The sequence below is a fragment of the Pseudomonas sp. H3_D04 genome (genome assembly GCF_054669175.1).
Genome location: NZ_CP162801.1, coordinates 2,640,347 through 2,666,868, shown reverse-complemented (window position 1 = coordinate 2,666,868; position 26,522 = coordinate 2,640,347). Strand labels below are relative to the sequence as shown.

Annotated in this window: 29 protein-coding genes; 14 read left to right on the top strand and 15 right to left on the bottom strand. The window is 60.7% G+C overall.

Going from position 1 to position 26,522, the window contains the following annotated elements; all coding sequences use genetic code 11:
- Both AB4N91_RS12415 and AB4N91_RS12410 read left to right on the top strand, forming a co-directional pair.
- Nucleotides 1–504, top strand: a complete 504-nt coding sequence (locus AB4N91_RS12415) for a nitrous oxide reductase accessory protein NosL (protein WP_010460147.1) — start codon at nt 1–3, stop codon at nt 502–504.
- Nucleotides 505–612: 108 nt separating this feature from the next.
- The gene (locus tag AB4N91_RS12410) at nt 613–1,356 is read left to right on the top strand and encodes an SDR family NAD(P)-dependent oxidoreductase (protein WP_010460150.1); all 744 of its coding nucleotides are present in this window, start codon (nt 613–615) and stop codon (nt 1,354–1,356) included.
- Nucleotides 1,357–2,062: 706 nt separating this feature from the next.
- Here AB4N91_RS12410 and AB4N91_RS12405 read toward each other — a convergent pair.
- From AB4N91_RS12405 to nirS, 11 genes are all read right to left on the bottom strand, one after another.
- The gene (locus tag AB4N91_RS12405; RefSeq protein ID WP_460112498.1) at nt 2,063–3,556 is read right to left on the bottom strand and encodes a cytochrome D1 domain-containing protein; all 1,494 of its coding nucleotides are present in this window, start codon (nt 3,554–3,556) and stop codon (nt 2,063–2,065) included.
- Nucleotides 3,553–4,392 (bottom strand): uroporphyrinogen-III C-methyltransferase, encoded by an 840-nt coding sequence (gene cobA / locus AB4N91_RS12400; RefSeq protein WP_102593705.1) that lies wholly within the window; start codon nt 4,390–4,392, stop codon nt 3,553–3,555. Before cobA ends, AB4N91_RS12405 begins: the two co-directional genes overlap by 4 nt.
- Nucleotides 4,393–4,462: 70 nt before the next feature.
- On the bottom strand, nt 4,463–5,641 hold the full coding sequence (nirJ, locus tag AB4N91_RS12395; RefSeq protein ID WP_154911726.1) for a heme d1 biosynthesis radical SAM protein NirJ: 1,179 nt from the start codon (nt 5,639–5,641) through the stop codon (nt 4,463–4,465).
- A 27-nt stretch (nt 5,642–5,668) separates the two neighbouring features.
- A complete protein-coding gene (gene ahbB / locus AB4N91_RS12390; protein ID WP_460112497.1) occupies nt 5,669–6,172 on the bottom strand; it encodes a siroheme decarboxylase subunit beta in 504 nt (167 codons plus the stop codon).
- Nucleotides 6,147–6,590, bottom strand: a complete 444-nt coding sequence (locus AB4N91_RS12385) for an Lrp/AsnC family transcriptional regulator (protein ID WP_460112496.1) — start codon at nt 6,588–6,590, stop codon at nt 6,147–6,149. The genes ahbB (AB4N91_RS12390) and AB4N91_RS12385 overlap by 26 nt, the downstream gene beginning before the upstream one ends.
- On the bottom strand, nt 6,583–7,098 hold the full coding sequence (gene ahbB / locus AB4N91_RS12380; protein ID WP_460112495.1) for a siroheme decarboxylase subunit beta: 516 nt from the start codon (nt 7,096–7,098) through the stop codon (nt 6,583–6,585). The genes AB4N91_RS12385 and ahbB (AB4N91_RS12380) overlap by 8 nt, the downstream gene beginning before the upstream one ends.
- Nucleotides 7,095–7,553 (bottom strand): Lrp/AsnC family transcriptional regulator, encoded by a 459-nt coding sequence (locus AB4N91_RS12375; protein WP_010460166.1) that lies wholly within the window; start codon nt 7,551–7,553, stop codon nt 7,095–7,097. The genes ahbB (AB4N91_RS12380) and AB4N91_RS12375 overlap by 4 nt, the downstream gene beginning before the upstream one ends.
- Before the next feature lies 1 nt (nt 7,554).
- Nucleotides 7,555–8,733, bottom strand: a complete 1,179-nt coding sequence (locus tag AB4N91_RS12370; RefSeq protein WP_458725311.1) for a cytochrome D1 domain-containing protein — start codon at nt 8,731–8,733, stop codon at nt 7,555–7,557.
- Nucleotides 8,730–9,053, bottom strand: coding sequence for a c-type cytochrome (locus AB4N91_RS12365; protein ID WP_017338897.1), 324 nt, complete (start codon nt 9,051–9,053; stop codon nt 8,730–8,732). The genes AB4N91_RS12370 and AB4N91_RS12365 overlap by 4 nt, the downstream gene beginning before the upstream one ends.
- Nucleotides 9,054–9,072: 19 nt before the next feature.
- A complete protein-coding gene (locus AB4N91_RS12360; protein WP_042932083.1) occupies nt 9,073–9,387 on the bottom strand; it encodes a c-type cytochrome in 315 nt (104 codons plus the stop codon).
- 24 nt (nt 9,388–9,411) lie between these two features.
- Complete coding sequence (gene nirS / locus AB4N91_RS12355) at nt 9,412–11,103, bottom strand: nitrite reductase (protein WP_460112493.1); 1,692 nt, start codon at nt 11,101–11,103, stop codon at nt 9,412–9,414.
- A 199-nt stretch (nt 11,104–11,302) separates the two neighbouring features.
- Here nirS and AB4N91_RS12350 point away from each other — a divergent pair, with 199 nt between their 5' ends.
- The 3 genes from AB4N91_RS12350 to AB4N91_RS12340 are packed head-to-tail and all read left to right on the top strand — an operon-like array spanning nt 11,303 to nt 12,933.
- On the top strand, nt 11,303–12,094 hold the full coding sequence (locus AB4N91_RS12350) for a CbbQ/NirQ/NorQ/GpvN family protein (RefSeq protein WP_083376777.1): 792 nt from the start codon (nt 11,303–11,305) through the stop codon (nt 12,092–12,094).
- Entirely contained in the window at nt 12,078–12,665 is a 588-nt protein-coding gene (locus AB4N91_RS12345; RefSeq protein ID WP_458368476.1) for a cytochrome c oxidase subunit 3, read from the top strand. The genes AB4N91_RS12350 and AB4N91_RS12345 overlap by 17 nt, the downstream gene beginning before the upstream one ends.
- A gap of 10 nt (nt 12,666–12,675) precedes the next feature.
- The gene (locus tag AB4N91_RS12340; RefSeq protein WP_077748428.1) at nt 12,676–12,933 is read left to right on the top strand and encodes a cytochrome C oxidase subunit IV family protein; all 258 of its coding nucleotides are present in this window, start codon (nt 12,676–12,678) and stop codon (nt 12,931–12,933) included.
- A 65-nt stretch (nt 12,934–12,998) separates the two neighbouring features.
- On the opposite strand, the gene AB4N91_RS12335 is transcribed toward AB4N91_RS12340, so the two are convergent.
- Nucleotides 12,999–13,946, bottom strand: a complete 948-nt coding sequence (locus tag AB4N91_RS12335; protein WP_460112662.1) for an IS110 family RNA-guided transposase — start codon at nt 13,944–13,946, stop codon at nt 12,999–13,001.
- Between the two features lie 404 nt (nt 13,947–14,350).
- Between AB4N91_RS12335 and AB4N91_RS12330 the strand changes: the two genes are divergently transcribed.
- The 3 genes from AB4N91_RS12330 (at nt 14,351) to AB4N91_RS12320 (ending at nt 18,142) form a co-directional block, all read left to right on the top strand.
- Nucleotides 14,351–14,791 carry a c-type cytochrome gene (locus AB4N91_RS12330; protein ID WP_010460184.1) on the top strand — a complete coding sequence of 147 codons (441 nt, stop codon included), beginning with the start codon at nt 14,351–14,353 and terminating at the stop codon, nt 14,789–14,791.
- A gap of 3 nt (nt 14,792–14,794) precedes the next feature.
- Nucleotides 14,795–16,222 carry a cbb3-type cytochrome c oxidase subunit I gene (locus tag AB4N91_RS12325; RefSeq protein WP_077748429.1) on the top strand — a complete coding sequence of 476 codons (1,428 nt, stop codon included), beginning with the start codon at nt 14,795–14,797 and terminating at the stop codon, nt 16,220–16,222.
- A 78-nt stretch (nt 16,223–16,300) separates the two neighbouring features.
- On the top strand, nt 16,301–18,142 hold the full coding sequence (locus tag AB4N91_RS12320; RefSeq protein WP_077748498.1) for a nitric oxide reductase activation protein NorD: 1,842 nt from the start codon (nt 16,301–16,303) through the stop codon (nt 18,140–18,142).
- A 15-nt stretch (nt 18,143–18,157) separates the two neighbouring features.
- Here the strand turns inward: AB4N91_RS12320 and AB4N91_RS12315 are convergent, their stop codons facing one another.
- On the bottom strand, nt 18,158–18,358 hold the full coding sequence (locus AB4N91_RS12315; protein ID WP_077748430.1) for a protein DnrP: 201 nt from the start codon (nt 18,356–18,358) through the stop codon (nt 18,158–18,160).
- Nucleotides 18,355–19,038, bottom strand: a complete 684-nt coding sequence (locus AB4N91_RS12310; RefSeq protein WP_010460193.1) for a Crp/Fnr family transcriptional regulator — start codon at nt 19,036–19,038, stop codon at nt 18,355–18,357. The genes AB4N91_RS12315 and AB4N91_RS12310 overlap by 4 nt, the downstream gene beginning before the upstream one ends.
- A gap of 484 nt (nt 19,039–19,522) precedes the next feature.
- On the opposite strand from AB4N91_RS12310, the gene AB4N91_RS12305 reads away from it, so the two are divergent.
- Both AB4N91_RS12305 and AB4N91_RS12300 read left to right on the top strand, forming a co-directional pair.
- Nucleotides 19,523–20,713 (top strand): NnrS family protein, encoded by a 1,191-nt coding sequence (locus AB4N91_RS12305; RefSeq protein ID WP_010460195.1) that lies wholly within the window; start codon nt 19,523–19,525, stop codon nt 20,711–20,713.
- A 28-nt stretch (nt 20,714–20,741) separates the two neighbouring features.
- On the top strand, nt 20,742–21,179 hold the full coding sequence (locus tag AB4N91_RS12300; RefSeq protein ID WP_010460197.1) for a CopD family copper resistance protein: 438 nt from the start codon (nt 20,742–20,744) through the stop codon (nt 21,177–21,179).
- Between the two features lie 137 nt (nt 21,180–21,316).
- On the opposite strand, the gene ytfE is transcribed toward AB4N91_RS12300, so the two are convergent.
- Nucleotides 21,317–21,991 carry an iron-sulfur cluster repair protein YtfE gene (gene ytfE, locus AB4N91_RS12295; protein WP_017338886.1) on the bottom strand — a complete coding sequence of 225 codons (675 nt, stop codon included), beginning with the start codon at nt 21,989–21,991 and terminating at the stop codon, nt 21,317–21,319.
- A gap of 155 nt (nt 21,992–22,146) precedes the next feature.
- Between ytfE and norR the strand changes: the two genes are divergently transcribed.
- The 4 genes from norR (at nt 22,147) to AB4N91_RS12275 (ending at nt 26,443) form a co-directional block, all read left to right on the top strand.
- The gene (norR, locus tag AB4N91_RS12290; RefSeq protein WP_010460201.1) at nt 22,147–23,676 is read left to right on the top strand and encodes a nitric oxide reductase transcriptional regulator NorR; all 1,530 of its coding nucleotides are present in this window, start codon (nt 22,147–22,149) and stop codon (nt 23,674–23,676) included.
- 88 nt (nt 23,677–23,764) lie between these two features.
- A complete protein-coding gene (pdxH, locus tag AB4N91_RS12285) occupies nt 23,765–24,412 on the top strand; it encodes a pyridoxamine 5'-phosphate oxidase (RefSeq protein WP_010460203.1) in 648 nt (215 codons plus the stop codon).
- Between the two features lie 244 nt (nt 24,413–24,656).
- Nucleotides 24,657–25,211 carry a molybdenum cofactor biosynthesis protein B gene (gene moaB / locus AB4N91_RS12280; protein ID WP_010460206.1) on the top strand — a complete coding sequence of 185 codons (555 nt, stop codon included), beginning with the start codon at nt 24,657–24,659 and terminating at the stop codon, nt 25,209–25,211.
- A complete protein-coding gene (locus tag AB4N91_RS12275; protein WP_169857758.1) occupies nt 25,208–26,443 on the top strand; it encodes a molybdopterin molybdotransferase MoeA in 1,236 nt (411 codons plus the stop codon). Before moaB ends, AB4N91_RS12275 begins: the two co-directional genes overlap by 4 nt.
- Nucleotides 26,444–26,522 lie beyond the last annotated feature (79 nt).

Below are 26,522 nucleotides of genomic sequence, written 5' to 3'. Positions count from 1 at the left end.
ATGAATGCGTTTTATCTGACGACGATGCGCGCGGTGGCGGGCCTGATGATGTGCCTCCTGCTGACGGCCTGTGACAACCCAGTGCAAGCCACTTACAGCGACACCGCCGCGGCCTTTCATCCCAGTGATGAATGCCATGTCTGCGGGATGATTATCGACGGATTCCCCGGGCCCAAGGGCGAAGTGGTCGAGCGGGCGGGGATCAAGAAGTTCTGTTCCACGGCGGAAATGATCGGCTGGTGGTTGCAGCCGGAAAACCATCATGGCGATGCAAAACTGTATGTCCATGACATGGGCCGCAGCCCGTGGAACGCGCCGAATGACGCCCATCTGATCGATGCAAAAGACGCCTTCTACGTGGTCGGTACCCAACTCAAAGGCGCCATGGGCGTGGTGCTGGCGTCGTTCTCAAGTCGCGAGGCCGCTGAAAAGCTTGCCGCTGAACAGGGCGGTCGCTTGCTGCGCTTCAGCGAGATCACTCCGGCGCTGCTGCAACAACACTAACGTCGTTTTAAAAGCCTGATCGCCGTCAAGTCGTTTTTTCGTCTCCTGCTCAAAGATAGGGCTCGCTACGTCCCCAGTGCTGGCATCCGTGATGCCCAGGAGAAAATGATGAAAACCGAGTTTCAAGATCGTTTGGCGGTGGTCACAGGTGCCAGCTCCGGGATCGGCCTTGCGCTGTGCGCCGCGCTGTTACCGCGCGGGGTCAAGGTGCTGGCGATGTCACGGACCCTCGGTGAATTGCCGGCCTTGCAGCAGATCTACGGCGAGCGGTTGCAGTGGTTTGCCGGGGACGTCACAAGTCAGCAAGACCTGAGCGAACTGGCCGAGCGCGCTGCGGCGATGGGCCCCGTGGACTATTTGGTGCCTAACGCGGGTGTCGCCGAAATGGCCGACAGCCTGGATATGCAGGCCTTCCAGCGTCAGTGGGCGGTCAACGGCGCTGGGGCGTTGAACACCCTGGCGGCGTTACGCGGGGAATTGGCGAGCCCGGCTTCGGTAGTATTTGTCGGGAGCTTCCTGACCGGCTCGAGCTTTCCCGGGTTGGCCGCTTGCATTGCCAGCAAGGCCGCACTCGCGGCTCAGGCGCGCACGCTTGCGGTGGAGTTCGCGAATTTTGATGTGCGCATCAATCTGGTCTCGCCGGGACCGACCGCCACCGCGATGTGGGACAACCTGGGGTTGAGCGAGGGGGAACTCGGCGACGTCGCCGACACCCTGGGTAAACGTCTGTTGCCGGGGCATTTTCTTGATGCGGCGGCGGTGGCCAATGTGATTGTTTTTCAGTTGTCGCAGGGGGCTCGGGGTGTTTACGGCCAGGACTGGAAGGTTGATAACGGTTACACCTTGGGCTGAAGTCCGTTCGGGGTACATATCCGTTTCTGCGGTAACGGCTACTATTGATTCCGCTTTTACAGCGGGTCACTTGGAAAAGCGCCAAGTAACCAAACGCTTTCGCCCCTGACGTACGGTGCCTCGCCTAGGCTCGGCATGCCCTCGCTCCGGTCCTGCTCCGTGGGCCCGCCGCCATCGGCCATCCATGGCCGGGGGCGGCTACCGCGGCATCCTTGCCGCGGTGCCCACTGCGCAGAACCTGCGCTCGGCCTTCCGACGGGGCAGATCAAGATCAAGTTCAAAAGCCAGATCAAAAGCCAAAGCGAGGCGGCCTGATAGCCGACCTGATGTCTGTCAGGGGCATCGGCGGTGGACCTCTATGTCATGCCCGCCAAAAATCCAACTGTGGGAGCGAGTCTGCTCGCGAAGGCGGACTTACATTCAACATTGATGTCGACTGACAGGGCCTCATCGCGAGCAGGCTCGCTCCCACAGGGGAATGCGTACGCTTGAAGATACAGGCCGGCCGGTAGGCCGCCTCGCAGTGTTTTTGCGGTGGTCGCCCCCTCGAGAGGCCCACGGAGCAGGACCGGAGCGAGGGTATGGCGAGCCTCCGAACGAAAGGGGTAGAAGCGCTTTGGTTACTTTGGCGCTTTTCCAAAGTGACTCGCTGTAAAAGCGAAACCAATAGCCGCCGTTACCAAAGAAACGGATATACCCCCAAGGCCTAATGCGAAGTCCCCTCGGCAAACTCAATCTTGTTCCCCACGTTGTACTTGCCCGAAGGCTTGTTCATCGGAATGCGTTTGATCTCCTGGAGGGTGTTGCTGTCGTAGACAATCAGCGCACCGTCGGTGGCCCAGATGCTCAACAGCAGGAAACGGCCATCCCGGGTGAACTCAACATGAGCGGCGGTTTTACCGGGCATCGGGCGCAAGGTGTGGGCAATCTCCAGCGTCTGTTTGTCGATCAGGTGGATCGCATCGTTGTCGGGCCCGAAGAACACATCAGTCCAGGCATACCGCGAGTTGACATGACTGCGCATGAAAAACCCGGGCCCCAGGGTCGGAATTTCCTTGATCAGTTTCCAGGTCTTGAAGTCGATGACCGAGATCAGCCCCTTGCTGATATTCGGCGTGGCGAACACCCATTCACCGTTGCGTTTCCAATAGGTCCCCGAGCCCAAATGCGGCATGCCCGGCAGCGGTATGTCGGTGACCACCTTGCCGCTGTCGAGGTCGATGACCTGGCCGCCCTGGGCCTTGCGCGACGTGGCCAGCAGCTGTTTGTAGTCCGGCGAAAAGGAAAAATCATCGAGAAAATCCCCGGCAGGAATCCGCCGGGGTTCGAAATCCGGTGTGCCCGCCCAGGACAGCTCCCAGACTTCCTTCACGTCCTTGAGTGCGACGATGAAACTGTCGCGCGGCGGGGCGGAGTAAACCGCGCTGACCCGTGACGCGGTACCGTTCTGACCGATGGTCGGGATGGTTTTGACCAGCGACAGATCGCGGGCATCGAACACCACCAGGTTGCCGGGCAAATAGTTGCCTACCAGCACCCAGCGTCCATCCTTGCTCACCGCCAGGTTGCGGGTGTTAAGGCCGGCGCGGACCTCGGCGATCAGCTTCAGGTTGTGCAAGTCATACAGGCTGATCCAGCCGTCACGGGAAGCGAAGTAGACGAAGCGCCCATCGGGCGAGAACTTCGGCCCGCCGTGCACGGCGAAGTGCGAAGCGAACCGCGTGAGCACCTCAAATCGGTCACCGTCGAGGATGTCGATGTGATGGTCGCCAGCTTCTACCACCACAAACAGGTTCATCGGGTCGGCGCCGTGCTGGGGCGTGGAGGGCAGTTTGCTAAGGTCCGCGAGCAGCGAGTAACTGCCGAGAATGTCGTCATTGCTCCAGGTGGGCGGGGTGGCAGGCGGTTGCTGAAGGTAATCCACCAGCGCGTCGACCTGCGCGGGGCTGAACACGTTGGCATAGCCGGTCATCTGGCTCGCGGGGCGACCGTTTTGAATCACGCTGCGGATTTCATCAGGTTTGATCCGGCTGAGGCTCTCAGGCAACAACGCCGGCCCTGCGCCGCCGAGACGGTTGATACCGTGACAGCTTTTGCAATGCTGCTGATAGAGTTGCGCTGCGTGTTCAAGTGCCGGCACTGCTGCGCCGGCCTGGGCCGCACTGACCCCTAACAGGTGGGCAAGGACGATGCGCCTCATATCGCCACCTTGGCGCGACGTAGCAGGGCTTGGGTCGGGTAGAGTCGCGCCGGGTATTCCAGCTGTTCTGCGTCAAACATATCGACCACTGAGCCGATTACCGTCAGTGTCGGAATACCCGGTGGACAATCCAGCGCCAGGGTCGGCAATTGGTGCAGCTTGCCGCGGGCGACGTGCTGGTCGGGTCGCGTGCCGTTGCTGATCAGCGCCGCCGGTGTGTCGGCCGACAGCCCGGCTTCGATCAAGCGTTGAGCGATGATCCCCAGGTTCGACAAGCCCATGTAAAACACCAGCGTCTGGCTACTGTCGGCGAGGCTGCTCCAGGGCAGCGACAACTCGCCATCGCGTTGCAAATGGCCGGTGATGAACCGGCAGGAATTGACCAGGTCGCGGTGGGTCAACGGTATGCCTGCATAGGCGCTGCAGCCGGAAGCGGCGGTGATTCCCGGCACCACCTGGCAATCAATGCCGCGTTGCAGCAGGTACTCCAGCTCCTCGGCACCGCGACCGAAAATGAACGGGTCGCCGCCCTTGAGCCGGACCACGCGTTGCGCTTGATCGGCGAGGTCGGCCAGCAGTTCGTTGATCTGTTCCTGGGGCAGGCTGTGGCAGCCACTGGCCTTGCCGACGTAATGACGGGCGCAGGTCAGGGGAATCAAGTTCAGCAGTTCGGGGCTGATCAGCCGGTCGTACACCACGGCGTCGGCCTGCATCAACAGGCTCCAGGCGCGCAGGGTCAGCAGGCGTGGATCGCCGGGGCCGGCGCCGACCAGGGCAACTTCGCCCGGCCGGAACGGCGACTCAAGTGTGGCCGGTATAGCAATTGATGGAGGCATGGGACGTCCTTGGTGCTTCATCAGGTTGGCCGGCCCCAGCCTTTGTCAGGTGGTTGGCCGGACGGGCTATTCAGTGGGTGATGCAAGGGATGTTCGTTGACGGCGTAACACCGATTTCGTCATCGCTGAGGTGGCAGCCGGGGTCCTGGCCCCACAGATCTCCCTCGGCCCAGGCACGCGTGCGGGTGTTGCCGTTGCAGATGGGCAACCAGCGGCATTGCGCGCAACGACCACCGACAGCGCGGGGATGCTCACGCAGGCGCAACAGCAGGGCATCCGGCTGATCCAGCCACAACGTGCGGAACGGCGTGCGGCGGACATTGCCCACCGAGTGTTGCCACCAGTAGGTGTCCGGGTGCACTTCGCCGGTGTTGTCGATATTGGCAATGCCGCTGCCGGAGGCGTTGCCACCCCAGGCGCGGAGCATGTTTTCCAGGCGTGGGTAATGCTCGGGAATACGCAGGGCTGCCCATTGCAGCAGCAGAATGGCATCGGCATCGTTGTTACCGCTGACAAAATCGCTGTCGCGCCCCTGTTGGATGTCTTCCCAGGCTCGCTCAAAGATCAACGTCATGGCCTCGCGGCTCATCTGCTGGTGCGCGTCGAGTTTGCGACTGCGTTTACCGCGACCGCTGTAGTTGAGGTGCGACAGATAAAACTTCTGCACGTCGAACTCGCGCATCAGCGCCAGTAATTGGGGTAACTGCGGATGGTTTTCCTGGGTCAGGGTAGTGCGCAGCCCGACGCGAATGCCTTGTTCGCGACAGAGCCGGATCGCCTGCATGGAGCGGGCGAAGCTGCCCTTGAGTTGGCGGAAAGCGTCATGGGTGGCTTCCAGTCCATCGATGCTGATGCCGACGTAATCGAAATTCGCTGCGCTGATCTGCGCAATGTTCTGCTCATCGATCAGCGTGCCGTTGGTGGACAAGGCCACAAAGAAACCTTTGGCCCGGGCGTAGGCGCTGAGCACAAACAGATCCTCGCGCAACAGCGGTTCGCCACCGGAAAGAATCAATACCTTCACCCCGGCATCGTGCAAATCGTCGATCACGGTCAGCGCGGCGGCCGTATCCAGTTCGTCGCGAAAGACACTGTCGGCCGAGGTGGCGTAGCAATGTTTGCAGGTCAAGTTGCAGCGCCTGAGCAGGTTCCAGATCACCACCGGCGCCCGGTTACTGCCCGGTGGACTGGTTCTCGGTGCAGGCGCCTGGCCTGCCAGCGCACGCAAGTATTGGCTGATCCTCAACATGCAACTCTCCTTGAGTCGGGAACGTGTTCAGCGCGAAGCGGGCGGCAGGCGCAAGCCGGTTTTCTTCAGGATGCGGCTGCTCACCAGCATCTCGTCGGCAGAACAGGCCTCGCCCAACAAATAGCGCAGGTGCTCGCGGTAGCTGTTGATCTCATCGCGGCTGCGGCCATGCACCATGGCGAACAGGTTGTAGCGCCATCCGGTTCGGCGCGGGCGGCGATAGCAGTGGCTGACGAAAGGCTGCGCGCCGATCAGCGCGCCGAGGCGCGTTATGTCGGTGTCGCGCACATCCCAGACCGTCATGCCGTTGTGGCGATAGCCCAGTCGGTAGTGATTGGGTACGGCGGCAATGCGCCGAATCGCGCCCTCGGCCTGCAAGCGCTTAAGTAGGTCCAGGGTGGATTCGATGCTTAATTCCAGTTGTTCGGCGAGCCACGCCCACGGGTCATCCAGCAACGGCAGACCGGCCTGGGTCAACGCAATCAGACGCTGGGCGAGGGTGTCTTCAGATCGGGAAATACAGACCGACATGGTAAGTCTCCTCTTTAGGCAGGTTGAGCAGGGGCAGGCCGGTCAGGGTTTCGATGCGCTGCAGCGTCTCGGCGATGCCTTCTTCGGTCGCGCAGCCAAGCACGAACCACATGTTCCAGGCGTGTTCGCGTCGGTAGTTGTGCGCCACTTCCGGCAGGCCATTGAGCTGTTCGGCGACGTCATCGAAACGTTCTTCCGGCACCGCCAACGCGGCGAGGGTGAAGGCGCCGCCCAGCCGTTCAATGTCGAACATCGGGCCGAAGCGTGTGAGCACGCCATCAGCGAGCAGGGTGTGCAATCGGTCGAGCAGTTCAGTGCTGCTGCTCTGCAGTTCGGCCGCCAATACCCGCCAGGGGTGGCGCACTAGCGGCAAGCCCAATTGCAAACGGTTGATCAGTCGGCGGTCGAGGTCATCCATGGGTCGGTACTCCGGTGCGCGAGGGCGCAAAACGGCCGCCGCACTGTTTGAAGACCTGGGTACTGAACAGTAATTGATGGGGCAGGTCGCTCAGTAGATGCTCCTCCAACAACGCCTGGATCTGCGCCTCAACCTGCTCACGTTGACGCCCGTGCACCATGCAAAACAGGTTGTACCGCCACTGCGGCAGGCGCCGGGGCCGTTGATAGCAGAGGTTGATGCCGGGCGCTCGCCCCAGGCGCTGGCCGACTTCGTCGATCAGTGCATCGGGAACATCCAGCACCAGCATGGCGTTGGCGGTAAAGCCCAGCGCGCGATGGTGCAGCACCAGGCCGATACGGCGAAACAGCCCTTGCTCGCTCCATTGGCGCATCTGTTCGAGTACCTGGTTTTCGTTAGCGTTGAGCCGTTCGGCGAGAGCCTGATACGGGCGCGACACCAGCGGCAACCCGCCTTCGAGGTGCCGGCGCAGCGCCAATGCTTGTTTGGGGTTCAATCCTGGTGTCATGAGTTTTCTCCCAGGGCAAAGCCCAGGTCGATGCGGTAGGCGGTCAACATCGGCAGGTCCAGCGGCATGAGGCCGGTGTCGTCCTCCAGTTCCTTGAGCACGCGGTCGATGTGTTGGCGATCAGGGCCGGTCAGCACAAACCACAGGTTGTAGAAATGCTCCCGTGCGTAGTTGTGATTGACCTCCGGGTACTGACTGACGCGATCGGCCACCTGTTGCAGGCGGTCAGCGGGCACGGCGAGGGCGGCGAGGGTGCTGGCCCCGGCGCGGCTGTGTTCGAACACCGGGCCGATGCGTGAGAGGGTGCCGGCCTGATCCATTTCTTCCAGGCAGGCCATCACCTGGGATTCGCGGCAACCGAGAATCCTGGCCATCTCCTTGTACGGTGACGGACACAGCGGCATGCCGTGCTGAAAGCGGTCGATGAGTTGGCGGCTGAGTCGTTCAAGGTCCATTTCAATACCCCATTTTTTGCGCGCGACTGCTGAAGAAGATGCCGCTCGGTGCTCTGGCGGGCAGGGTGCTCAGCAGCTTCAGGCGGTACGGATCCCAGACCTGGACCTGATCACCGTCGCGTAATGACAGCCACAATTGGTCGCCGCGTGCGGTGAATTCCATGTGCAGCACCGCTGGCCCGGGGCGCAGATCGGCGACCACGGCGTGGGTTTCGGTGTCGATGACCTGAACCCGATCGTTGTCCGGGTAGGCGAAATTGACCCACAGCTGCCGACCGTCCGGGCGCGACGTGACAAACACCGGTTGGCCGGCTACCGGAATCACGGCGGTCTGCTGCCAGGTGCGTGAATCCATCACCAACACTTGATGCCGGCCGACGGCGGGCACGAAGGCCTGGTTATCGGCGACGGCCCAGCCTTCCAGGTGCGGCATCTTGTAGACCGGGAGTTTCGCCTGACCGCGTCCGTAATCGCCGAGTACTCGCTGCACGCCGCGTTCTGGATGCCAGAGGTCGAGTTGCGCCATGCCGTCTTCACCGAACAGGCCGGCCATGTAAAAGCGTCCGTCCGGGGTGATCAAGGCATCGTAGGGTTGCTCACCAATGCCGGTGAAACGGCTGATTTGTGGTGTGCTGCCCTGACTGAAATCGGTGGTCCAGATCTCGCCGGTATCGAACAGGCTGAAGACAAAACGTTGCCCCGGCGCGTCGACCAGGCCGACCACCCGGGAGCGCTTGCTGCCATCGGCCAGGGGCGTGGCCGGAATATCGGCCACCAGTTGCAGGGTGTCGGCATCAAAGACCTTGACCCCGCCGGGCACGTAGTTGGACACGGCGATCAGCTTGCCGTCCTGACTGATGGCGCCACCAATGCTGTTGCCGCCCTGGATGACGCGATGGTCGATACGCCAGGTCAGCAAGTCGATTTTGCTCAACCCGCCGTCGCGCCCGAACACATAGGCGTAGCGCTGGTCACGGGAGAACACCACCGAGGCATGGGACAGGTCGCCAAAACCCTCGAGTCGGGCCAGCGCGGTGTGGGTGTCGCTTTCGATGATTTGTACGCTGGCGGTGGCGCGCTCCACGACCAGGCCCAAGTCGCCGGTGCCACGCACTGGTGGCTGAACGCAAGCGGACAACAACAGCCCGGTCGCCGCTGACAGCAGGATTGAACGGATCATGGTGCGGGATATCCCTGGAGAAGTAGATCGACCAGCCAACGGATGTCGCCGGGGCTGAGCAACGGGGCCCAACCGGGCATCGCGGTGCCGGGCCGGCCTTGGGTGACGGTGGCAATCAGGCTGTCCCTGGATTTGCCGGCCAGCGCTGCGCGCGTCAGTTCGGGGCCTAGCCCGCCAGTCAGGTGCAGCCCATGGCAGGCACCGCAGTCCTGGGTCAGCAGGTGTTCGAGTTGCGCCTGACGCTGGGCGTCCGGCGCCGCAACCGCGGTTGCGCAAATGAGGAGGAGGGCCGCCAGAATCACAGCGTGTCGATACACCATCAAGACGCCCTCCTGGCGGTTATTTGAGTGTCAGTACCCAAGTCGCGAGCGTTTTCGCTTCTTCTTCAGTCACCGGGTTGGCCGGCATGGGCATCGGCCCCCAGTTGCCTTGTGTACCGTTCTTGATGTGGCTCGCGAGGGTGTCCACGGCTCCGGGTACGCCAGCGTTCTTGGCCGCTACATCCTTGAGCGCAGGGCCGACAATCTTGGTGTCGATGGAATGACAGGCTGCGCAGGGTTTGCTCTTGAACAGCTCCAGCGCGTCTTGGGCCATGGCCGGTTGCACACTCAGCGCAGCGGTCAGGGCGAACAGTGAAAACAGAGTATTTTTCATGGTGTTTCCTTGCATTGATGGAGCTCAATAGATGTCGTGTTGGGTGTTGTAGACGTTGAACTTTCCGGTGGGTGTGATCAGTCGCTTGTCCTTGATGACTGACTTGAGCTTCAGTGTTTTGTCGTCGATCACCACCAGCGCCGACTCGTCTGCCTGGCCACTCCACACGGAGAACCAGACTTCATCGCCGGCCTTGTTGTATTCCGGTTGCACGACGCGCATGGCGCCTTGCTTGATGCCCGCGTATTCAGCGATGGGCAGCACGGTGTAGCCGGCGTCGAGTTTGTCGAGGTTGAACACCGCCACTGACTGGCTGAGTTTTGTATCCGGGTTGAGGGTGGTATCGACGTACAGATGACGGGAGTTGGGATGGGTTTTGATGAACAGCGATCCACCGCCCTGACCCTTGAGCGAGGCGACCTGCTTCCAGGCGTATTGCGGGTGTTTGGTCGGGTCGGTGCCGATCAGCGAGATACCGTCATCACCCAGATGGCTGGTGGCCCAGACCGGGCCATAGGTCGGGTGGTTGAAGTTGGCGCCGCGACCCGGGTGAGGGGTTTTGCCGACGTCCACCAGCGCGGTCAACTTGCGCTCCTTGGAGTCGATCACGGCGACCTTGTTGGAGTTGTTGGCGGCGGTCATGAAGTAGCGGTGCGTGCTGTCCCAACCACCGTCATGCAGGAAGGGCGCAGCATCGATGTAGGTGACAGTGAGGTTTTTGATGTCCTGGTAATTGACCAGCATGACCTTGCCGGTTTCCTTGACGTTGACGATGAACTCCGGCCATTCGTGGGAGGCGATGATCGCCGCGACCCGAGGCTCGGGGTGATATTCCTGTTTGTCGACGGTCATGCCGCGGGTCGAAACGATCTGCTTCGGCTCCAGGGTTTCGCCATCCATGATGGTGAACTGCGGCGGCCAATAAGAACCGGCGATGGTGTATTTGTCTTCGTAGCCCTTGAACTTGGAGGTCTCGACCGAGCGCGCCTCGATGCCCACTTTGACTTCGGCGACCTTGGTCGGCTCCACCGGCCACAGGTCAATCATGTCGATCCGGGCGTCTCGACCGATCACCAGCAGGTAGCGGCCTGAGGCTGAGATTCGCGAGATGTGCACCGCGTAACCGGTCTCGATGAGTTTGACGATCTTCTTGCTGTCACCGTCGACCAGGGCGATCTTGCCGTCATCGCGCAACGTCACCGAAAACAGGTTCGGCAGGTAGAGTTTGCTCAGCTGCTTCTTCGGACGATCTTCGGGTTTGACCAACACTTTCCAGGTTTTCAGCGTCTCGGCCATGCCCCATTCCGGTGGCGTCGGCGGCGTGTGCTGAATGAACTTGGCCATGACCGTGATCTGATCCTTGTTCAGTGCATTGGACGTCCCCCAGTTCGGCATGCCCGCCGGTGACCCGTAGGTAATCAAGGCTTCCAGATACGGTTGCCCGCGGCTTTGGGTAATGTCCGGCGTCAGCGGTTTGCCCGTGGCCCCTTTGCGCAAAACGCCGTGGCAGCCTGCGCAGCGCTGGAAGTAGATTTCCTTGGATGAGTCGAACTCGGCCTGGCTCATGTCGGGAGCGCCAGCAGTTTTAACCATGGGCAGGTTGGCCACCACTGCGGCGGGCTCTTCAGCGCTGGCGGCATGACCCACCACCAGGGCCAGTGACGAACACAATGCAGCGCGGGCCAGGGCAAACGTTTTTCTATTGCTGATCAGCATTCCATTTCTCCTCAGGCAAGACCTTTGCGATGTGCTGAAACGGCAGCACAGAACGCAGGTTCTTAGTGCCGTGCAAGGCTATGCCCGAGCAGGCCAATGTTCGCTTGACGACGATCAAGTTTGCCGGCCATCTCACTTGCCAGGTTGTCGCAGGGGCCCGTAGCGTGTTCCTTGAATCCGCTTTTGGAACAGGCAGCCCATGGACCGTAACCCGTCTTGCGAACCCTTCTATCAACCGCTCAACAATGAGGAGGCGCTGTTCGAGCAAGCCTGGCGACACGGCATGCCGGTGCTGATCAAAGGCCCGACGGGATGCGGCAAGACCCGCTTTGTCCAGCACATGGCTCATCGGCTGAAACTGCCGCTGTACACCGTGGCTTGCCATGACGATCTGAGCGCGGCCGACCTGATCGGCCGCCACCTGATCGGTGCCCAGGGCACCTGGTGGCAGGACGGACCGCTGACCCGCGCGGTGCGTGAAGGCGGCATCTGTTACCTCGACGAAGTGGTCGAGGCGCGTCAGGACACAGTGGTCGTATTGCATCCATTGGCCGATGATCGTCGTGAACTGTTCCTGGAACGCACCGGCGAAGTGCTGAAGGCGCCGCCGTCCTTCATGCTGGTGGTCTCCTACAACCCCGGTTACCAGAACCTGCTCAAAGGCATGAAACCCAGCACCCGCCAACGTTTCGTGGCGATGCGTTTCGGCTATCCACCAGTGGCCGACGAAGAACGTATCGTGGCCCGGGAAGCCCAGGTGGACACCGCGCTGGCGACGCAAGTGGTGCGGTTGGGCCAGGCGCTGCGCCGGCTCGATCAACATGATCTGGAAGAGGTCGCCTCAACGCGGCTGCTGATTTTTACCGCGCGCATGATCCGCTCCGGCATGAGCCCGCGTGAGGCCTGCATGGCCTGCCTGGCCGAGCCGCTGAGCGACGATCCGTTGACCGTTGCCGCGCTGATGGACGTGGTTGATGTCCACTTCGGCTGAGTCCGCGGGCGTCTTGCGCCGTCACTTGCCGGGCGATCTGGCGATGTGGTTTTTCATTCTGGCCGAGCTGTCGGTGTTCGCCATCCTGATTGTGGTGTTCGCCGTGACCCAAGCGATCAAGCCGCAGATGTTCAGTGAAAGCCGCCTGTTGCTGAACACCTCAACCGGGTTGGCGATGACCCTGAGCCTGCTCACTGCGGGGCTGTTCGCCGCGTTGGCGCAAGAGCAAGTCAGGCACTCGCGGCCGCGTCACGGTGCGGTCTTCCTGCTGATGGCGTTACTCGCCGCCAGTGTCTACGTGGTGCTGAAACTCACGGAATACAGGCACTTGCTCGCCTCGGGGCTGGGCATGGAGCACAACACCTTTTTCACCCTCTACTGGATCCTCACCGGTTTTCATTTTCTCCACGTACTGCTCGGCATGGTCATTCTCGGGTGGCTCGCGGAGCGCTGTCGCCGTGGCTTGTACGACGCCAGCAAGCGCAGCGGGTTTGAATCCGGCGTGCTCTATTGGCACATGGTCGATCTGATCTGGGTCATGCTGTTTCCGCTGGTCTACGTGCTGAGTTGACGAGGTTCTCATGTCTGTTTCCAGGGTATTGCTCGTCTGTTGGGCGGCGCTTGCCACGTTAAGTGTGTGCACGGTGGTGTTGGCCCACGTTGGCGCGACATCGCTGCTGTCGATGGCCATCTTGCTGGTGGCGGTGGGCAAGGCGTGGCTGATCACTGACGGCTTCATGGAGATGCGCCACGCACCGCGACTGTGGCGCCGGTTGATGTTGAGCTGGGCGCTGGTGTTGGCGACGGTTGTAGGCCTGACGCTGGAGGTGGTCCGCTGAAGGAATACAGCCCGTAAAACAGCACAACTTTCAACGTGGGAGATTCTATGGTTGAGGGGAAACCCTCAACTCACCTTTGACTGATATTCGCTTTGCCCTTTCAGCAAGGCGAATGCCACCCGCGCAAGCTTGCGAGCCAGCATCACCAGCGCCTCAGTGGTGCTGAAGCCCCGGGCTCTTTGGGCTTCGTAAAACCCTTTCCAGGCTTTCGTACGGCTAGCCGACATCGCTGCATTGTGCAGAAGCCGGCGGGCCTCGGGGTCACCGCGCTTGGTCAAACTGCGGCGACCGTCCTTCTGTCCTGATTTAGACACCCGTAAATCCATGCCCAGGAAGGCGATAAACGCATCCGCGTTTCTAAAATCCCCGCGCTGAAATGCAGTTATCAAGCGAGCCCCAGTCAAAAATCCAATGCCTTCAACTTTCAGGCAACGTTTCAGTTGACCGAGTAAACCGGCTTCTTTGAGCTGATCGTTGATCGTCTTTTCGATCAGCGTTTCAAGCTGCTGCATGGACTTCACTTGTTCTGCAAAAGCCGCTTTCAGCAGCGGCTCATTCGACCAACTCTGCACCAGGCCAACCCTAGCCTGGACCAAGGCAGCCCGGCGGCGGAAGAGGCTCAGGAGCTGGCGGTACAGCGGTGATGGAGGGGTCCAAGGGTGCAACTCCTCGGCTTCGTTCTTCAGGTAACGGGCCAGCAACTTGGCGTCCAGCGCGTCGGTTTTGGCGCGGATTTTCACGCCTTCGCGATAATGTTTGAGTTCATAGCCTCCCACCATGTAAATCGCACATCCGGCCTCATAGGCCAGATCAGCAAAGTCCAGGTGATAGATGTTGGTCGCCTCAATGGCAATAGCCACCGTCCCCGGCAACGTATTCAGCCACTGCTTGATGGATGTTTTAGTGTTGGGAATCTCTTTAAGCAAATCGTTATCAGCCTGATAAATCACCAGTTCATTCTTGGCGACATCCACGCCCACGATCGGTTTTGATAGAGAGACCCGCATTGCCATAGGATTTCCTCCGAGATAAGGTTTGAGCACTTGAAGGGCTCACCCAGAGGCGCAGGCTTGTTCCTATCGTCGGTCTAGCCAGATGCATTCTTTATCGGCGCTTGGGTGAAAGGAGGAGAGGCGAAATCTCCCACAGTCTGTACTGCGTCAACAGTCAGAATCGAGCCTTGTCCCTCCTCCTCCCTTCAAGTCCTACCATACAAGCGAGCCTGCTCGCGAAGGAGCCGTCACATTCAACATCCAAGTTGACTGACACTCTGCCTTCGCGAGCAGGCTCGCTCCCACATTCGATCTGCGTTGTCAGTAATACCCGACCAAAACCATCTGTCTTTCTTGATCGCCATCAAGCAGGTTTCAACCCTTCGCTTCCTATCATGGACGGGCCAAGCAAAGAGGAAGCGACCATGTCAGAGACCTTCACCAAAGGCATGGCCAGGAATATCTATTTCGGAGGAAGCATCTTCTTCTTCCTGATATTCCTGGCCTTGACCTATCACACGGAACAGACCTTTCCGGCCCGCAGCAATGAGGCGCAGCTCACCGAATCCGTGGTGCGCGGAAAGTTGGTCTGGGAGCAAAACAATTGCATCGGCTGCCACACGCTGCTGGGCGAGGGCGCCTACTTTGCGCCTGAGCTGGGCAACGTGTTCCAGCGGCGCGGTGGGGAAGCGGGCTTCAAACCCTTTCTGCATGCCTGGATGAAAATGCAGCCACTGGGTGTACCCGGCCGGCGCGCGATGCCGCAGTTCAAGTTGAGTGACCAGGAGGTGGATGACATCGCCGAGTTCCTCAAATGGAGCTCGAACATCAACACCAATGGCTGGCCGCCAAACAAGGAGGGCTAAGCGATGAGCATTGCTAATCCGCATCTGAAATTTGCCTCGCAAGCCGTGGCCAAACCGTACTTCGTGTTCGCCCTGATGCTGTTTCTCGGGCAGGTGCTGTTCGGGTTGATCATGGGCCTGCAATACGTGATAGGGGACTTTCTGTTCCCGATCATTCCCTTCAACGTGGCGCGGATGGTGCACACCAACCTGCTGATCGTCTGGCTGCTGTTCGGGTTCATGGGCGCTGCCTATTACCTGATTCCGGAAGAGGCCGACCGCGAACTGCACAGTCCGAAGCTGGCGATCATCCTGTTCTGGGTCTTCGCCGCCGCGGGTGTGCTGACGATCCTGGGCTATCTGCTGGTGCCGTATGCCGGCCTGGCCAGGCTGACCCACAACGAATTGCTGCCGACCATGGGCCGGGAGTTCCTGGAGCAACCGACCATCACCAAGATGGGCATTGTGGTGGTGTGCCTGGGCTTCCTCTACAACATCGGCATGACCCTGCTAAAAGGTCGCAAGACCACCGTCAGCATGGTGATGATGACCGGGTTGATCGGGCTCGCGGTGTTCTTCCTGTTCTCCTTCTATAACCCCGGCAACCTGGCCCGCGACAAGTTCTACTGGTGGTGGGTGGTGCATCTTTGGGTGGAAGGCGTGTGGGAACTGATCATGGGTTCGATGCTCGCGTTTGTCCTGATCAAGATCACCGGGGTAGACCGGGAAGTCGTGGAGAAATGGCTGTATGTGATCATCGCCATGGCGCTGATTACCGGGATCATCGGCACCGGTCACCACTTCTTCTGGATTGGTGCGCCTGAGGTCTGGTTGTGGGTCGGTTCAATCTTCTCGGCACTCGAACCGCTGCCGTTCCTGGCCATGGTGATTTTCGCCTTCAGCATGGTGAAGAACCGCCGCCGACAACACCCGAACCGCGCCGCCACCCTGTGGGCCAAGGGAACCGTCGTCACAGCGTTCTTCGGTGCTGGCGTCTGGGGCTTTTTACATACCCTGGCACCGGTCAACTTCTACACCCACGGTTCGCAACTGACGGCGGCGCACGGCCACCTGGCTTTCTACGGTGCTTACGCGATGATCGTGATGACCTTGATCAGCTACGCCATGCCACGACTGCGCGGGTTGGGTGAAGCAGGCGATGAGCGCTCGCAGACCTTCGAAATCTGGGGCTTTTGGTTGATGACCCTGTCGATGGTGATGATCACGCTGTTCCTCACCGCAGCCGGTGTCGTTCAGGTCTACCTGCAACGCTGGCAGGTCGATGGTGTTGCGTTGCCCTTCATGGCCACGGTCGAACAACTGCAGGTGCTGTTCTGGGCCCGTTTTGGTGCCGGTCTTGGTTTCCTTGCGGGACTGCTCTGTTACCTGTTCAGCTTCAAGCAACGTGGCCGCGCAGCCTTGCGCGCCCCGGCGGCCGTGGTGCCTTCATGAGCCGGTGTCAAGGTTAGAAAAGGTCGGCCCGGCTGATACAGCGGGCCGTTTTTTTGCTTTACAAAAAGGGCAATGATCATGGCCTTTACCGTCGAACTGGAAGAGTGGGTCGGCAGCGTCTGGCATCGCTTCATCACCCGGCGCGCCAGCCCGGACTTCCCCGAAGCACGCGTTGAACTGGCCAGCCAGCAACGTCCGCTGGCGCTGCTGTTTCGCGCCATGGGCGGTGCCAGTGGTATCGGTGTCGAAGCCGCCAGCGACCGCGATCTGCTGTTGCGGCGCAACGTGTTGCAGCAGATCGCCGGCACCTGCAAGCAAGTGCCCCTGGCGTGGTGCGATGCGAGCAACCTTCGTCTACCGTCGAGCCTCGCGGTGTTTCCCGAAGTCGCACTGAACGAAGAACTCTATCGTTGGCTCGCCTTGCTGGCGGCACAGGCCGGCCAGATGCGGCACTGGGGACGGGACAATCAACGCTGGACGCAACTGCTGTTAGGGCGTTATCCCGCGTTGCGTGCCCGGTACAAACGTCTGGTCGATGCTCACCTGCAATTGCGCCCGGATCCGGCCACATTGAGTAGCGGCGAAGCGGCCCTGGAACGGGCGTTATGCCAGGCGCTGCGCGAGCCCGGCAGTGTCGAACATTTTCCCCGCAGCGAACGGGCCGCGTGGCCGTTGCCCCTGTGGTTGTACCCGCCGCAAAACCTTGCGAGCCCTCAGGCTGCCGACCTGGGGGAGGAGTCCGAAGAATCGTTGACGACCCCGCCCGGTGAGCAAAAGGGCGCAAGCAAACGCGCCAAGCGGATAGATGAAAGCACCCGTGACGGCGGGTTGTTGATCGTGCGTCTGGAGAACCTGTTCAGCTGGACCGAACACGTGGACCTGGATCGCTGGTCGGACGACAGCGAGGACCCGGACGCGGCCAAAGTCGCCGAGGACCTCGACGAGTTGAGCCTGTCGCGCACCCGTCTGCGCAAGGGCGGCGGCCTCAAGCTGCACCTGGATTTACCGCCGGCCGATGTCGACGATATTCCCCTGGGCGAGGGCATCAAGTTGCCGGAGTGGGACTATCGCAAACAGCAGATGCAAGACGCCTTCGTCAATCTGCAAATGATGGTGCCCCGGGACTGCGAGGCGCAGCCACTGCCGCCACGGCTGAAAGCTTCGGCGCACCGTCTGCGGCGCCAGTTCGAGCACCTGCGCAATGACCGCCAATGGTTACGCCAGCAACCCCAAGGGTCTGAACTGGATATGCAGGCCTGGCTGGATTTTCACGTTGAACGCGAGCATGGCCAGTGTGCGGAACGCGGTTTGTTCATGGAACAACGGCAGACACGCCGTGACCTGGCGTGCCTGTTGCTGGCCGATGTGTCGATGTCCACCGACGCGCACCTGAACGATGAGCATCGGGTGATTGATGTCATCCGCGACAGCTTGCTGCTGTTCGGTGAGACCCTGTCGGTGCTCGGTGACGATTTCGCCCTGTACGGGTTTTCCTCGTTGCGCCGTCATCAAGTGCGGATGCAGGAACTCAAGTCTTTCACCCAGCGTTATGACGACAACACCCGCGGTCGTATTCAAGGGCTCAAACCGGGTTATTACACGCGCATGGGCGCCGCCATCCGCCAGGCCACCCAACTGCTGGGCAAGAGCAAGCGCCGCAGCAAATTGTTGCTGCTGCTCACGGATGGCAAACCGAATGATCTGGACTTGTATGAGGGACGTTACGGTGTTGAAGACACCCGCGAAGCGGTGCTGGAGGCGCGGCGCAAGGGGTTGACGCCGTTTTGCATCACGATTGATCGCGAGGCCGGGGATTACCTGCCTTACATGTTCGGCGCCAATGGCTACACCTTGATCCGTCAGCCCGAGCAATTACCTCTGCGATTGCCGCAGCTGTACCGCCAGTTGACCCAACCTTGAGGGGGGGACGCAGCATCAACTGATGCCGCGTGGCAGCCAGAAAAACATCGTCACGCAGAAGATCGTCAGGCCAATGCAGAACCACGTGAATCGGCGCAGCCGACATTGCGCCGCGTGTGCGGCCAATACTGGCAAGGGCATGCCGCACTGGCGGCACTCGGTTTCTTGTGCGGGGTTGGCGCGTTGGCAATACAAGCAGACGGGCATGGCACTCACTCAAACTGCTCCAGGCGCAGACGATCGAGAATGGCGATCTGGCGGCCGTCCTGGGTGATGATGTTTTCATCGATCAGGCGACGGATAATCCGCGAAAAGGTTTCCGGCTGGATCGACAGGTGCCCGGCAATCAGTTGCTTGGCCATTGGCAATTCGAATTGGCTGCCAACGGTTTGCTGGCGCACCAGTTGCGTCAGCAGATAACGCACGACCCGGTGGGTGGCGTTTTTCAGTGACAGGGTTTCGATTTCGTTGACCCGTTGATGCAAGCGAACGCACAGCTTGCCGAGCAGCGCAAAGGTCAGGCGGCTGTTACTTTGCAGCAGGCGCATATAGGTGCTGTTGGATAACCGATAGAGCTGAGTGGGGCAGATCGCTTCGGCCGAGGCCACATAGTTCGGGGTGTCCATCAGCATCATCGCTTCGGCGAAGGTTTGCCGGTCACCAATGACCTCAAACACTTTCTCCTGCCCGTCCGGCGTCAGGCGATAGATTTTCACCGCGCCGGCAATCACGAAATAGAACGAGTCTGCCGGCTCGCCCTGACGGAACAACGGTTCGCCTTTGTCGATGCTCAGCAAATGGCTGGTACTCATCAACTCATCCAGCTGTTCTTCGTTCAACGGCTCGAACAAGTGATGACTGCGCAGAATCTGGTGATGGACGCGATGAAGCACCATAAGAATTCATCCTGAAGTTTGAAGAGGGGATGGCGATCAAGTCAAACGAGGCCCAGCGAGACACCGCTGGCCAACGCCAGCACCGAGGTCAGCACCACAAACCAGGCCAATGGCTGGATGACTTTTTTCATGACGACTCCTGGGGATCGAGAAGGATCAGGTTTTCCTTAATTTCTGAACCATTGAGCAAGACGCGGGCCATGCCTGGAGTCCTTTGTTTACTGGGGCTGCCAGATAGGAGGGTAAAAACGACCACGGGGTTTAGGGTTCAAATAACCCTTTGATGGTCATTTCTACCCTGGCCCGGTCCCGCAGGGGCGCGGGTCCTCTCACCACAGCGGGCGAATGAACATCAGGGCACGGCCCTTGCACACTTGATCTGCGACAAAGGCAATTAATCGTCAATACCCGATGATTGCCCCCGGACTTGCCTCGACGCGTGTGGGTTGGCGTCAGGTCAGCAGCAAGGTAAAGGAGTAGCTTTATGCAAGTGCTTGACCGCCGTAAAGCGATGGCTATCGCGCCGCTGTTGCGTTTGGCCTTTCGGCCGTTTTTCCTCGCCGGCTGCCTGCTGGCGGTGCTGGTCATTCCGCTCTGGCTGTTCGCCTTCAGTGGTGAGCTTTCCGGCTGGCAGCCGGCGGGTGGCTGGCTGAACTGGCATCGACACGAATTGCTGTTCGGATTCGGCTTGGCGATCATCGCCGGCTTTCTGCTGACGGCGGTGCAGACCTGGACCGGTCGCCCCGGCATCAGCGGGCAACCACTGGCCATGCTGGCGCTGCTGTGGTTATTGGCGCGCGTGGCCTGGCTGGTCAATGCACCGTTGCCGGTGCTTGCGGTGCTGGAACTGGCGTTCCCGCTGGCGGTGGCTGCGCTCATGGGATTCACCTTGTGGAAGGTGCGGCAGAAACGTAACTACCCCATTGCGGTGGTGTTGCTGCTGTTAGCAGCGGCCGATGGGTTGTCCCTGTATGGTCTGGTCGAAGGTCATGAAGGCTGGCAGCGTCAAGGCGTGTTGACGGGTATGTGGCTGGTGGCGGCAATGATGGGTTTGATCGGTGGGCGCGTCATTCCGTTCTTCATCCAGCGCGGCCTCGGCAAGGTCGAGGGCGTAACCCCTTGGCCGTGGCTGGATTGGCTGCTGCTGATTGGCTCACCGCTGGTAGCGTTGCTCTATGCCGCGGGACCTGCGCTTGCCCCCGATTTCTGGGTGGGCCTGTTGTTCGCGGTGTTGGCCGCTGGGCATCTGGTGCGCCTGGTGCGCTGGCATGATCGCGCCCTCTGGCATGTGCCGTTGTTGTGGTCGTTGTACCTGGCTTATGCCTGGCTGGCGGTGGCCTGTCTCGGGATGGCGCTGTGGCATTTCGGTGTGCCGATCAATCCGAGTCTGGCGGTGCATTGCCTGACCATTGGCGCCATGGGCGGCCTGGTGCTGGCGATGATTGCACGAGTCAGCCTGGGGCATACCGGCCGCGCGCTGGAGCCGCCGTCGGGCATGACCCTGGCGTTCATTCTGCTCAACCTGGCCTGTCTGAGCCGGGTCGTGTTGATCCTGTTTTTCCCCTTGCCGGCGTTGTGGCTGGCCGGTCTGTGTTGGGTGCTGGCGTTTGCGCTATACGCCTGGCGCTATGGGCCGATGCTGTTGCAGTCCCGGGTGGACGGCCATCCGGGCTAAGCACGCTAACTGATGGAGGCTGCCGGTGATGTATCCCTTTTTACTGGTCACCCACTTGCTGGCGGCGATTGCCTTCATCGGCACGCTGTTTTTCGAGGTGGTGATCTGGCACAACGCCCGCCAGCAGGTGGCCGTTAGCGCGCAAACGAGCGCCGATCAAGCGATTGCAGTGCGTTCGCGCAAGGTGCTGCATGGCGTGGTGTTGCTGTTGTATGCCGCCGGTATCAGCCTGGCGTGGCAACACCGGGGTGTATTGAGTCAGCCGCTGGCGAGCAGTTTTGGTACGTTGCTGAGCCTGAAGATCATCCTGGCCCTGAGCATCATCGGCCATTACTTTCTGCTGGCGTACTGGCTGAAAAGTGCATGCCTGACCACGACCCGCGCCACTTGGATTCGCCGCAGCATCCTCGGGCACATGGTGTTGATCGTGATCCTGGCCAAGGCCATGTTCTATTGGCACGGTTGATCGCGCTGGAGAACCCGCAACCCTGTAACGGCGCCATTCGCGAGCAGGCTCGCTCCCACATTGGGATACCGTTCCCCTGTGAGAGCGAGCCTGCTCGCGAAAGCTGTGTTCACTGGTTTTGTATGACCCGCAATCGATCAATGGCGAGGTTTAAGTGCGTTGACGAACAACACGTTGTTTTCCAGATGGATGTGTTGCATCAAGTCATCACGGAACTCCAGCAGCCCGCGATACAGGGCACGCCAGGTATTACAGGCATCGGCCGGCGGGGTGATGTTGTTGGTCAGCGCAAGCAGCCTTTCCAATGCTTCGCCATGTTGATCATGTTCAAAGCGCAGCACCTGGATCGGCGGTGCGGCCTGAGGGCCGATGCCTTGTTGCAGCATCGGGAAGAGCACTTGTTCTTCCTTGAGCATGTGGCCTTCAAGTTCTTGTTGCATGTCGGTCAAGAGATCGGCCAGGCCGTTGGGGCAACTGCTGCGGGCACCATGGACCTGCTCGACGCGGCGGGCCAGACGAATCAGTTCCGGCAGTTGTTCGCGATGGCGGGCGTGGTAGCGCGCCAGAAGATGGGCGATCAACAGCTCCGAGGGTTCGTTGCGCCAGTCGTGCTGGGTTTCGCCGGTGTCTTGCAGCCGGTGCAGCGCATCGGCAATCAGGGCCGGATCGAGGCCTTTGCCAGCGGCCGCTTCAAGCAGGCTTTTATGCCCGCCACAACAGAAGTCCAGTTTAAAGGTGTGGAAGATCCGCGTGGCGCCGGGAATGTCGCACGCCAGTTGGCCGAGGCTTTGTTCCAATAGAGTCAGGCTCATCAGGGGTTCCTTGTTTGGATTTCAACGGTTCCCCAGGCTCATTGCATCCGACATGCCATATTTAACGTATTGAAAAATATGGCTTAATTTTTAGTTGTGGTGATAGACACCCGGACACTTTAGGGTGAATCCAACCATAGAGGGTAATAACTACCATGCTGCGTGAAAGCCTTGCGGCCGACCTGATCGTCGAGTTGCCGAATGCTGTGCGGTTGCAACGTTTGGTCCAGACCCTGCGCGAGTACTTCAACAGTGGCGCCGTGGGATTGCTGCGTCTGGATGACGACAGCCTCAGGCCGGTCGCGACGGTGGGGCTGGTGCATGAAGCGTTGGGCCGCCGGTTTGTCATCGCTCAGCATCCGCGGCTGGCGGCGATCATGGCGTCGCGCGAACCCACCTGGTTCGAGCCCGACAGTCGGCTGCCGGATCCCTATGATGGCTTGCTCGACAATCACGCCGGCGAACCGATGCCAGTGCATGACTGCATGGGCGTGAGTCTGTATGTGGAAGGTCGGATCTGGGGGGCGATCACCCTCGATGCGCTGCATGCCGGGACCTTCGACAGCCGTGCGCGGGAAGAACTCAAGCGCTGCACCTTGCAGATCGAAGCCGCCGTGCGAGTCACCCGACTGGAACAGGAAAACCGCAGCCTGCGCTTGTCCCGCAGCGATATTCAAGACGTACGCAGACCGGCGGACGAAGGCGAAATCCTCGGGCAAAGTGAAGTGCTGCACCAGTTGCTCAATGAACTGGATGTACTGGCCGATTCCGAGCTGCCGGTGTTGCTGCTGGGCGAGACCGGCGTCGGCAAAGAGCTGTTCGCCCGGCGCTTGCATCGTCTGTCGCGTCGCAGTCATAAGCCGCTGGTGCAGGTCAACTGCGCCGCTTTGCCGGAGTCTCTGGCGGAAAGTGAATTGTTCGGCCATGTCAAAGGCGCGTTTTCCGGCGCCACCAGTGACCGTGCCGGGCGTTTCGATGCGGCCAACGGCGGCACGCTGTTTCTCGATGAAGTCGGTGAATTGCCATTGGCGGTGCAGGCGAAACTGCTGCGCACCCTGCAGAACGGCGAGATCCAGCGTCTCGGCGCCGACAAGCCGTTGCACGTCGATGTGCGCATCATCGCCGCGACTAACCGGCACCTGCCGGACAGCATCCGCGATGGTTTGTTTCGGGCGGATCTGTATCACCGGCTCTCGGTCTATCCGGTGCCGATTCCGCCGTTGCGCGAGCGGGGTAACGATGTGTTGATGCTGGCCGGGCACTTCCTTGAGCTGAATCGGGCGCGGCTTGGCTTGCGCGGTTTGCGTCTGTCGCCGGCCGCCGAGCGCGCGCTGCTGACTTACAACTGGCCGGGCAACGTGCGCGAGCTGGAACATGTGATCAGCCGAGCCGCGTTGAAGACGCTCAGCCGCGGCACGAGTCGTACCCTGATCATGACGCTGGAACCCGAGATTCTGGACCTCGACAGTGCCATGGGCGGGCAGGGCGTGGTCGTCGAAAGTCCTCTGGACGAAACGGCTGACGCGCCGTTCCAGCCCCTGGGGGAAGCGGTCGACGATTACCAGCGCAAGAAAATTCTCCAGGCCTTGAGCCTGTCCGGGGATAACTGGGCCAGCGCCGCGCGGATCCTGGAAATCGATCCCAGCAACCTGCACAAACTGGCGCGGCGGTTACGCCTCAAATAAGGCGGGGCATGCTCAGTGTTGATGGTGGTCAAGGTGCTGTTGCGCGAAGTCTCGCACGCTGGGCAGAACCTTTTCGGAGATCACCGTCATGCCCCTTTCTCTGGCACAGATGCGCCGCAACTACACCCTTTTTGGCCTGCAAGACGAGGCGGCGCTGGACGACCCGCTGGCCATGTTCCGACAGTGGATGCAACTGGCCCGCGACACCGAGCGCGCGCCTGTCGAAGCCAACAGCATGGTGTTGGCGACCGTCGACAGTGAAGGTCGCCCGCACTGTCGGGTCCTGCTGCTCAAGGGCTTTAGTGATGAAGGCTTCACGTTTTTTGGTCATTACCAGAGCGACAAGGGGCAGCAGTTGGCTGCTAATCCGTATGCTGCGATGACCTTTTTTTGGCCGGGGCTGGAGCGTCAGGTGCGGATCGAGGGTCAGGTGTCCAGGCTCGCCCCGACGCTGTCGGATGCGTACTTCGATTCCCGCTCACAGGACAGTCGCCTGGGCGCCTGGGCCTCACCGCAAAGCCGACCATTGGCCAATCGGGCTGAGCTTGAATCGCTGTTGACACAAACCACCCAACGGTTTGCCGGCCAGACCGTGCCGCGGCCCGAGCATTGGGGCGGCTACTGCTTGCAGCCGGATCGCCTGGAATTCTGGCAAGGCCGTGCCGACCGCTTGCATGACCGCCTCGATTACCGGTTGCGCGATGGCGTATGGCAACGGAACCGCCTGGCACCTTGAACCCGCAGAACACGCAGCGATGGAGAACAATGTGGGAGCGAGCCCTGCTCGCGATAGCAGTGGGTCAGTCGACATCAATGTTGCCTGACAAGCCGCTATCGCGAGCAGGCTCGCTCCCACAGGTATCGTGTGGCCTACACGTTCTTCATATGTCCCTGTAGAGGTACCTCCTTGGAGGAATAGGCTCATCGGGCATTCCAGTTCAGGCTTTGCCCCATACCCTCATTTACGGGAAGGCTTGGATATGGCCCATCTGGCGCAACGCACGTTTGAACCCCTGAACATTGCCGTACTGACCATCAGCGATACGCGCACCTTTGACACCGACACCTCGGGGCAGACCCTCACGGATTTGCTGCAAACGGCCGGGCATGTATTGATCGATCGTGGTCTGGTCAAGGACGACATTTATCAGATCCGCGCCAAGGTTTCCCACTGGATCGCCGACCCCAAGGTGCAGGTGGTATTGATGACCGGCGGCACCGGTTTCACCGCGCGCGACAACACACCACAAGCGGTCTTGCCGTTGCTGGACAAACACGTGGAAGGCTTCGGTGAACTGTTCCGTCAGGTGTCCCTTGCGGAAATCGGCATGTCCAGCCTGCAGTCACGGGCATTGGCGGGGATGAGCAATGGCGTGCTGGTGTGCTGCGTTCCGGGTTCGCCGGGCGCGTGTCGAACGGCCTGGAACCAGATCCTGCTCGAACAGCTGGACAGCCGCACCGGCCCATGCAATTTCGCCCCCCATTTGAAACCGCAAGGGCAACGGGTCGTCGACGCCTGCGAGACCCGCTCATGACCGGCCGGGTGTGTGACCTTGGTCACTTGATGCCGGTGGACGAGGCCATCAATCGTTTGCTGGACCAGGCACCGCCGCCGCCCCTGGCGCAAAAGATCGACCTGGATCAAGCCTTGGGTCGGGTGCTGGCGGCGGACATTCATTCCCCCGTCAACCTGCCGGCCTGGGACAACAGCGCCATGGACGGTTATGCCCTCAGGGCCGCTGACCTGCCACCGGAGGGTGGCTGGTTGTTGATTGGCGGACGAATCGCAGCGGGGGATTCGGCGTGCTCGCCGTTGCTCGCGCAGCAAGCAGTGCAGATTTTTACCGGCGCTCCATTACCTGCAGGCGCCGACACCGTGGTGCCGCAAGAGCGCTGTCGGATCGAGGGCGAGCGCGCCTGGTTCCCGCCCGTCAGTACTGGCGATCACGTGCGCAAAGAAGGTGAGGAGGTTCGCCGCGGCGACCTGTTAATCCGGGCCGGCAAACGTCTGCGTGCGCAAGAAGTGGGGTTGCTGGCTGGCGCTGGCATCGGGCAGGTTGAGGTCTATCGTCCGTTGCAGGTGTGCTTGCTCAGCAGTGGCAATGAACTGCGTGAGCCGGGTGATTCATTGGCGCCCGGGCAGATTTACAACAGCAATCGCTACTGCCTCGCCGCGTTGTTGAGCGGTTGGGGGGTCGAGGTGCATGACTATGGCGTCATGGCCGATGAGTTGGCCGCCAGCCGGCATGCCTTGAGCCTGGCGTCTTCGGAATGCGACCTGTTGTTGAGTTCCGGTGGCGTCTCGGTGGGTGAAGAAGATCACCTCAAACAAGCGATCGAGGAACTCGGCAGCCTGGATTTCTGGCGGCTGGCCATTCAGCCGGGCAAGCCGCTGGCCTTCGGCGAAGTCGCCGGCAAACCCTGGATCGGCATGCCGGGCAATCCCTCGGCGGCGCTGATTACCGCGTTGGTGGTGGTGCGCCCGTTCCTGCTCAGGGCTCAGGGCGTCAGCGATGTGTTGCCGGCGCCACTGGCCGTGCCCGCCGGGTTCGATTGGTTGCAGCGCAACAAACGTCGGCAGTACCTGCGGGCTCGGTTGACACCCGGTGCTGATGGTCAGTTGAGCGTGGAGCTGCACCCTCAGCAAAGCTCGGCGATGTTGACCGCCGCGTGCTGGGCCGATGGCCTGGCGGTGATCGAGTGCGAGCAGCAAGTGCTCAAGCACGACAACGTGATGTTCCTGTCCTTCGCCGACCTGATGCATTAATCGCAATTGATTGCCGTCAAGGCCGTGCCTGCCGGTCTCGCTAGACTGGCAGCGCCTTCTTCGATCGCTGTACCACGAG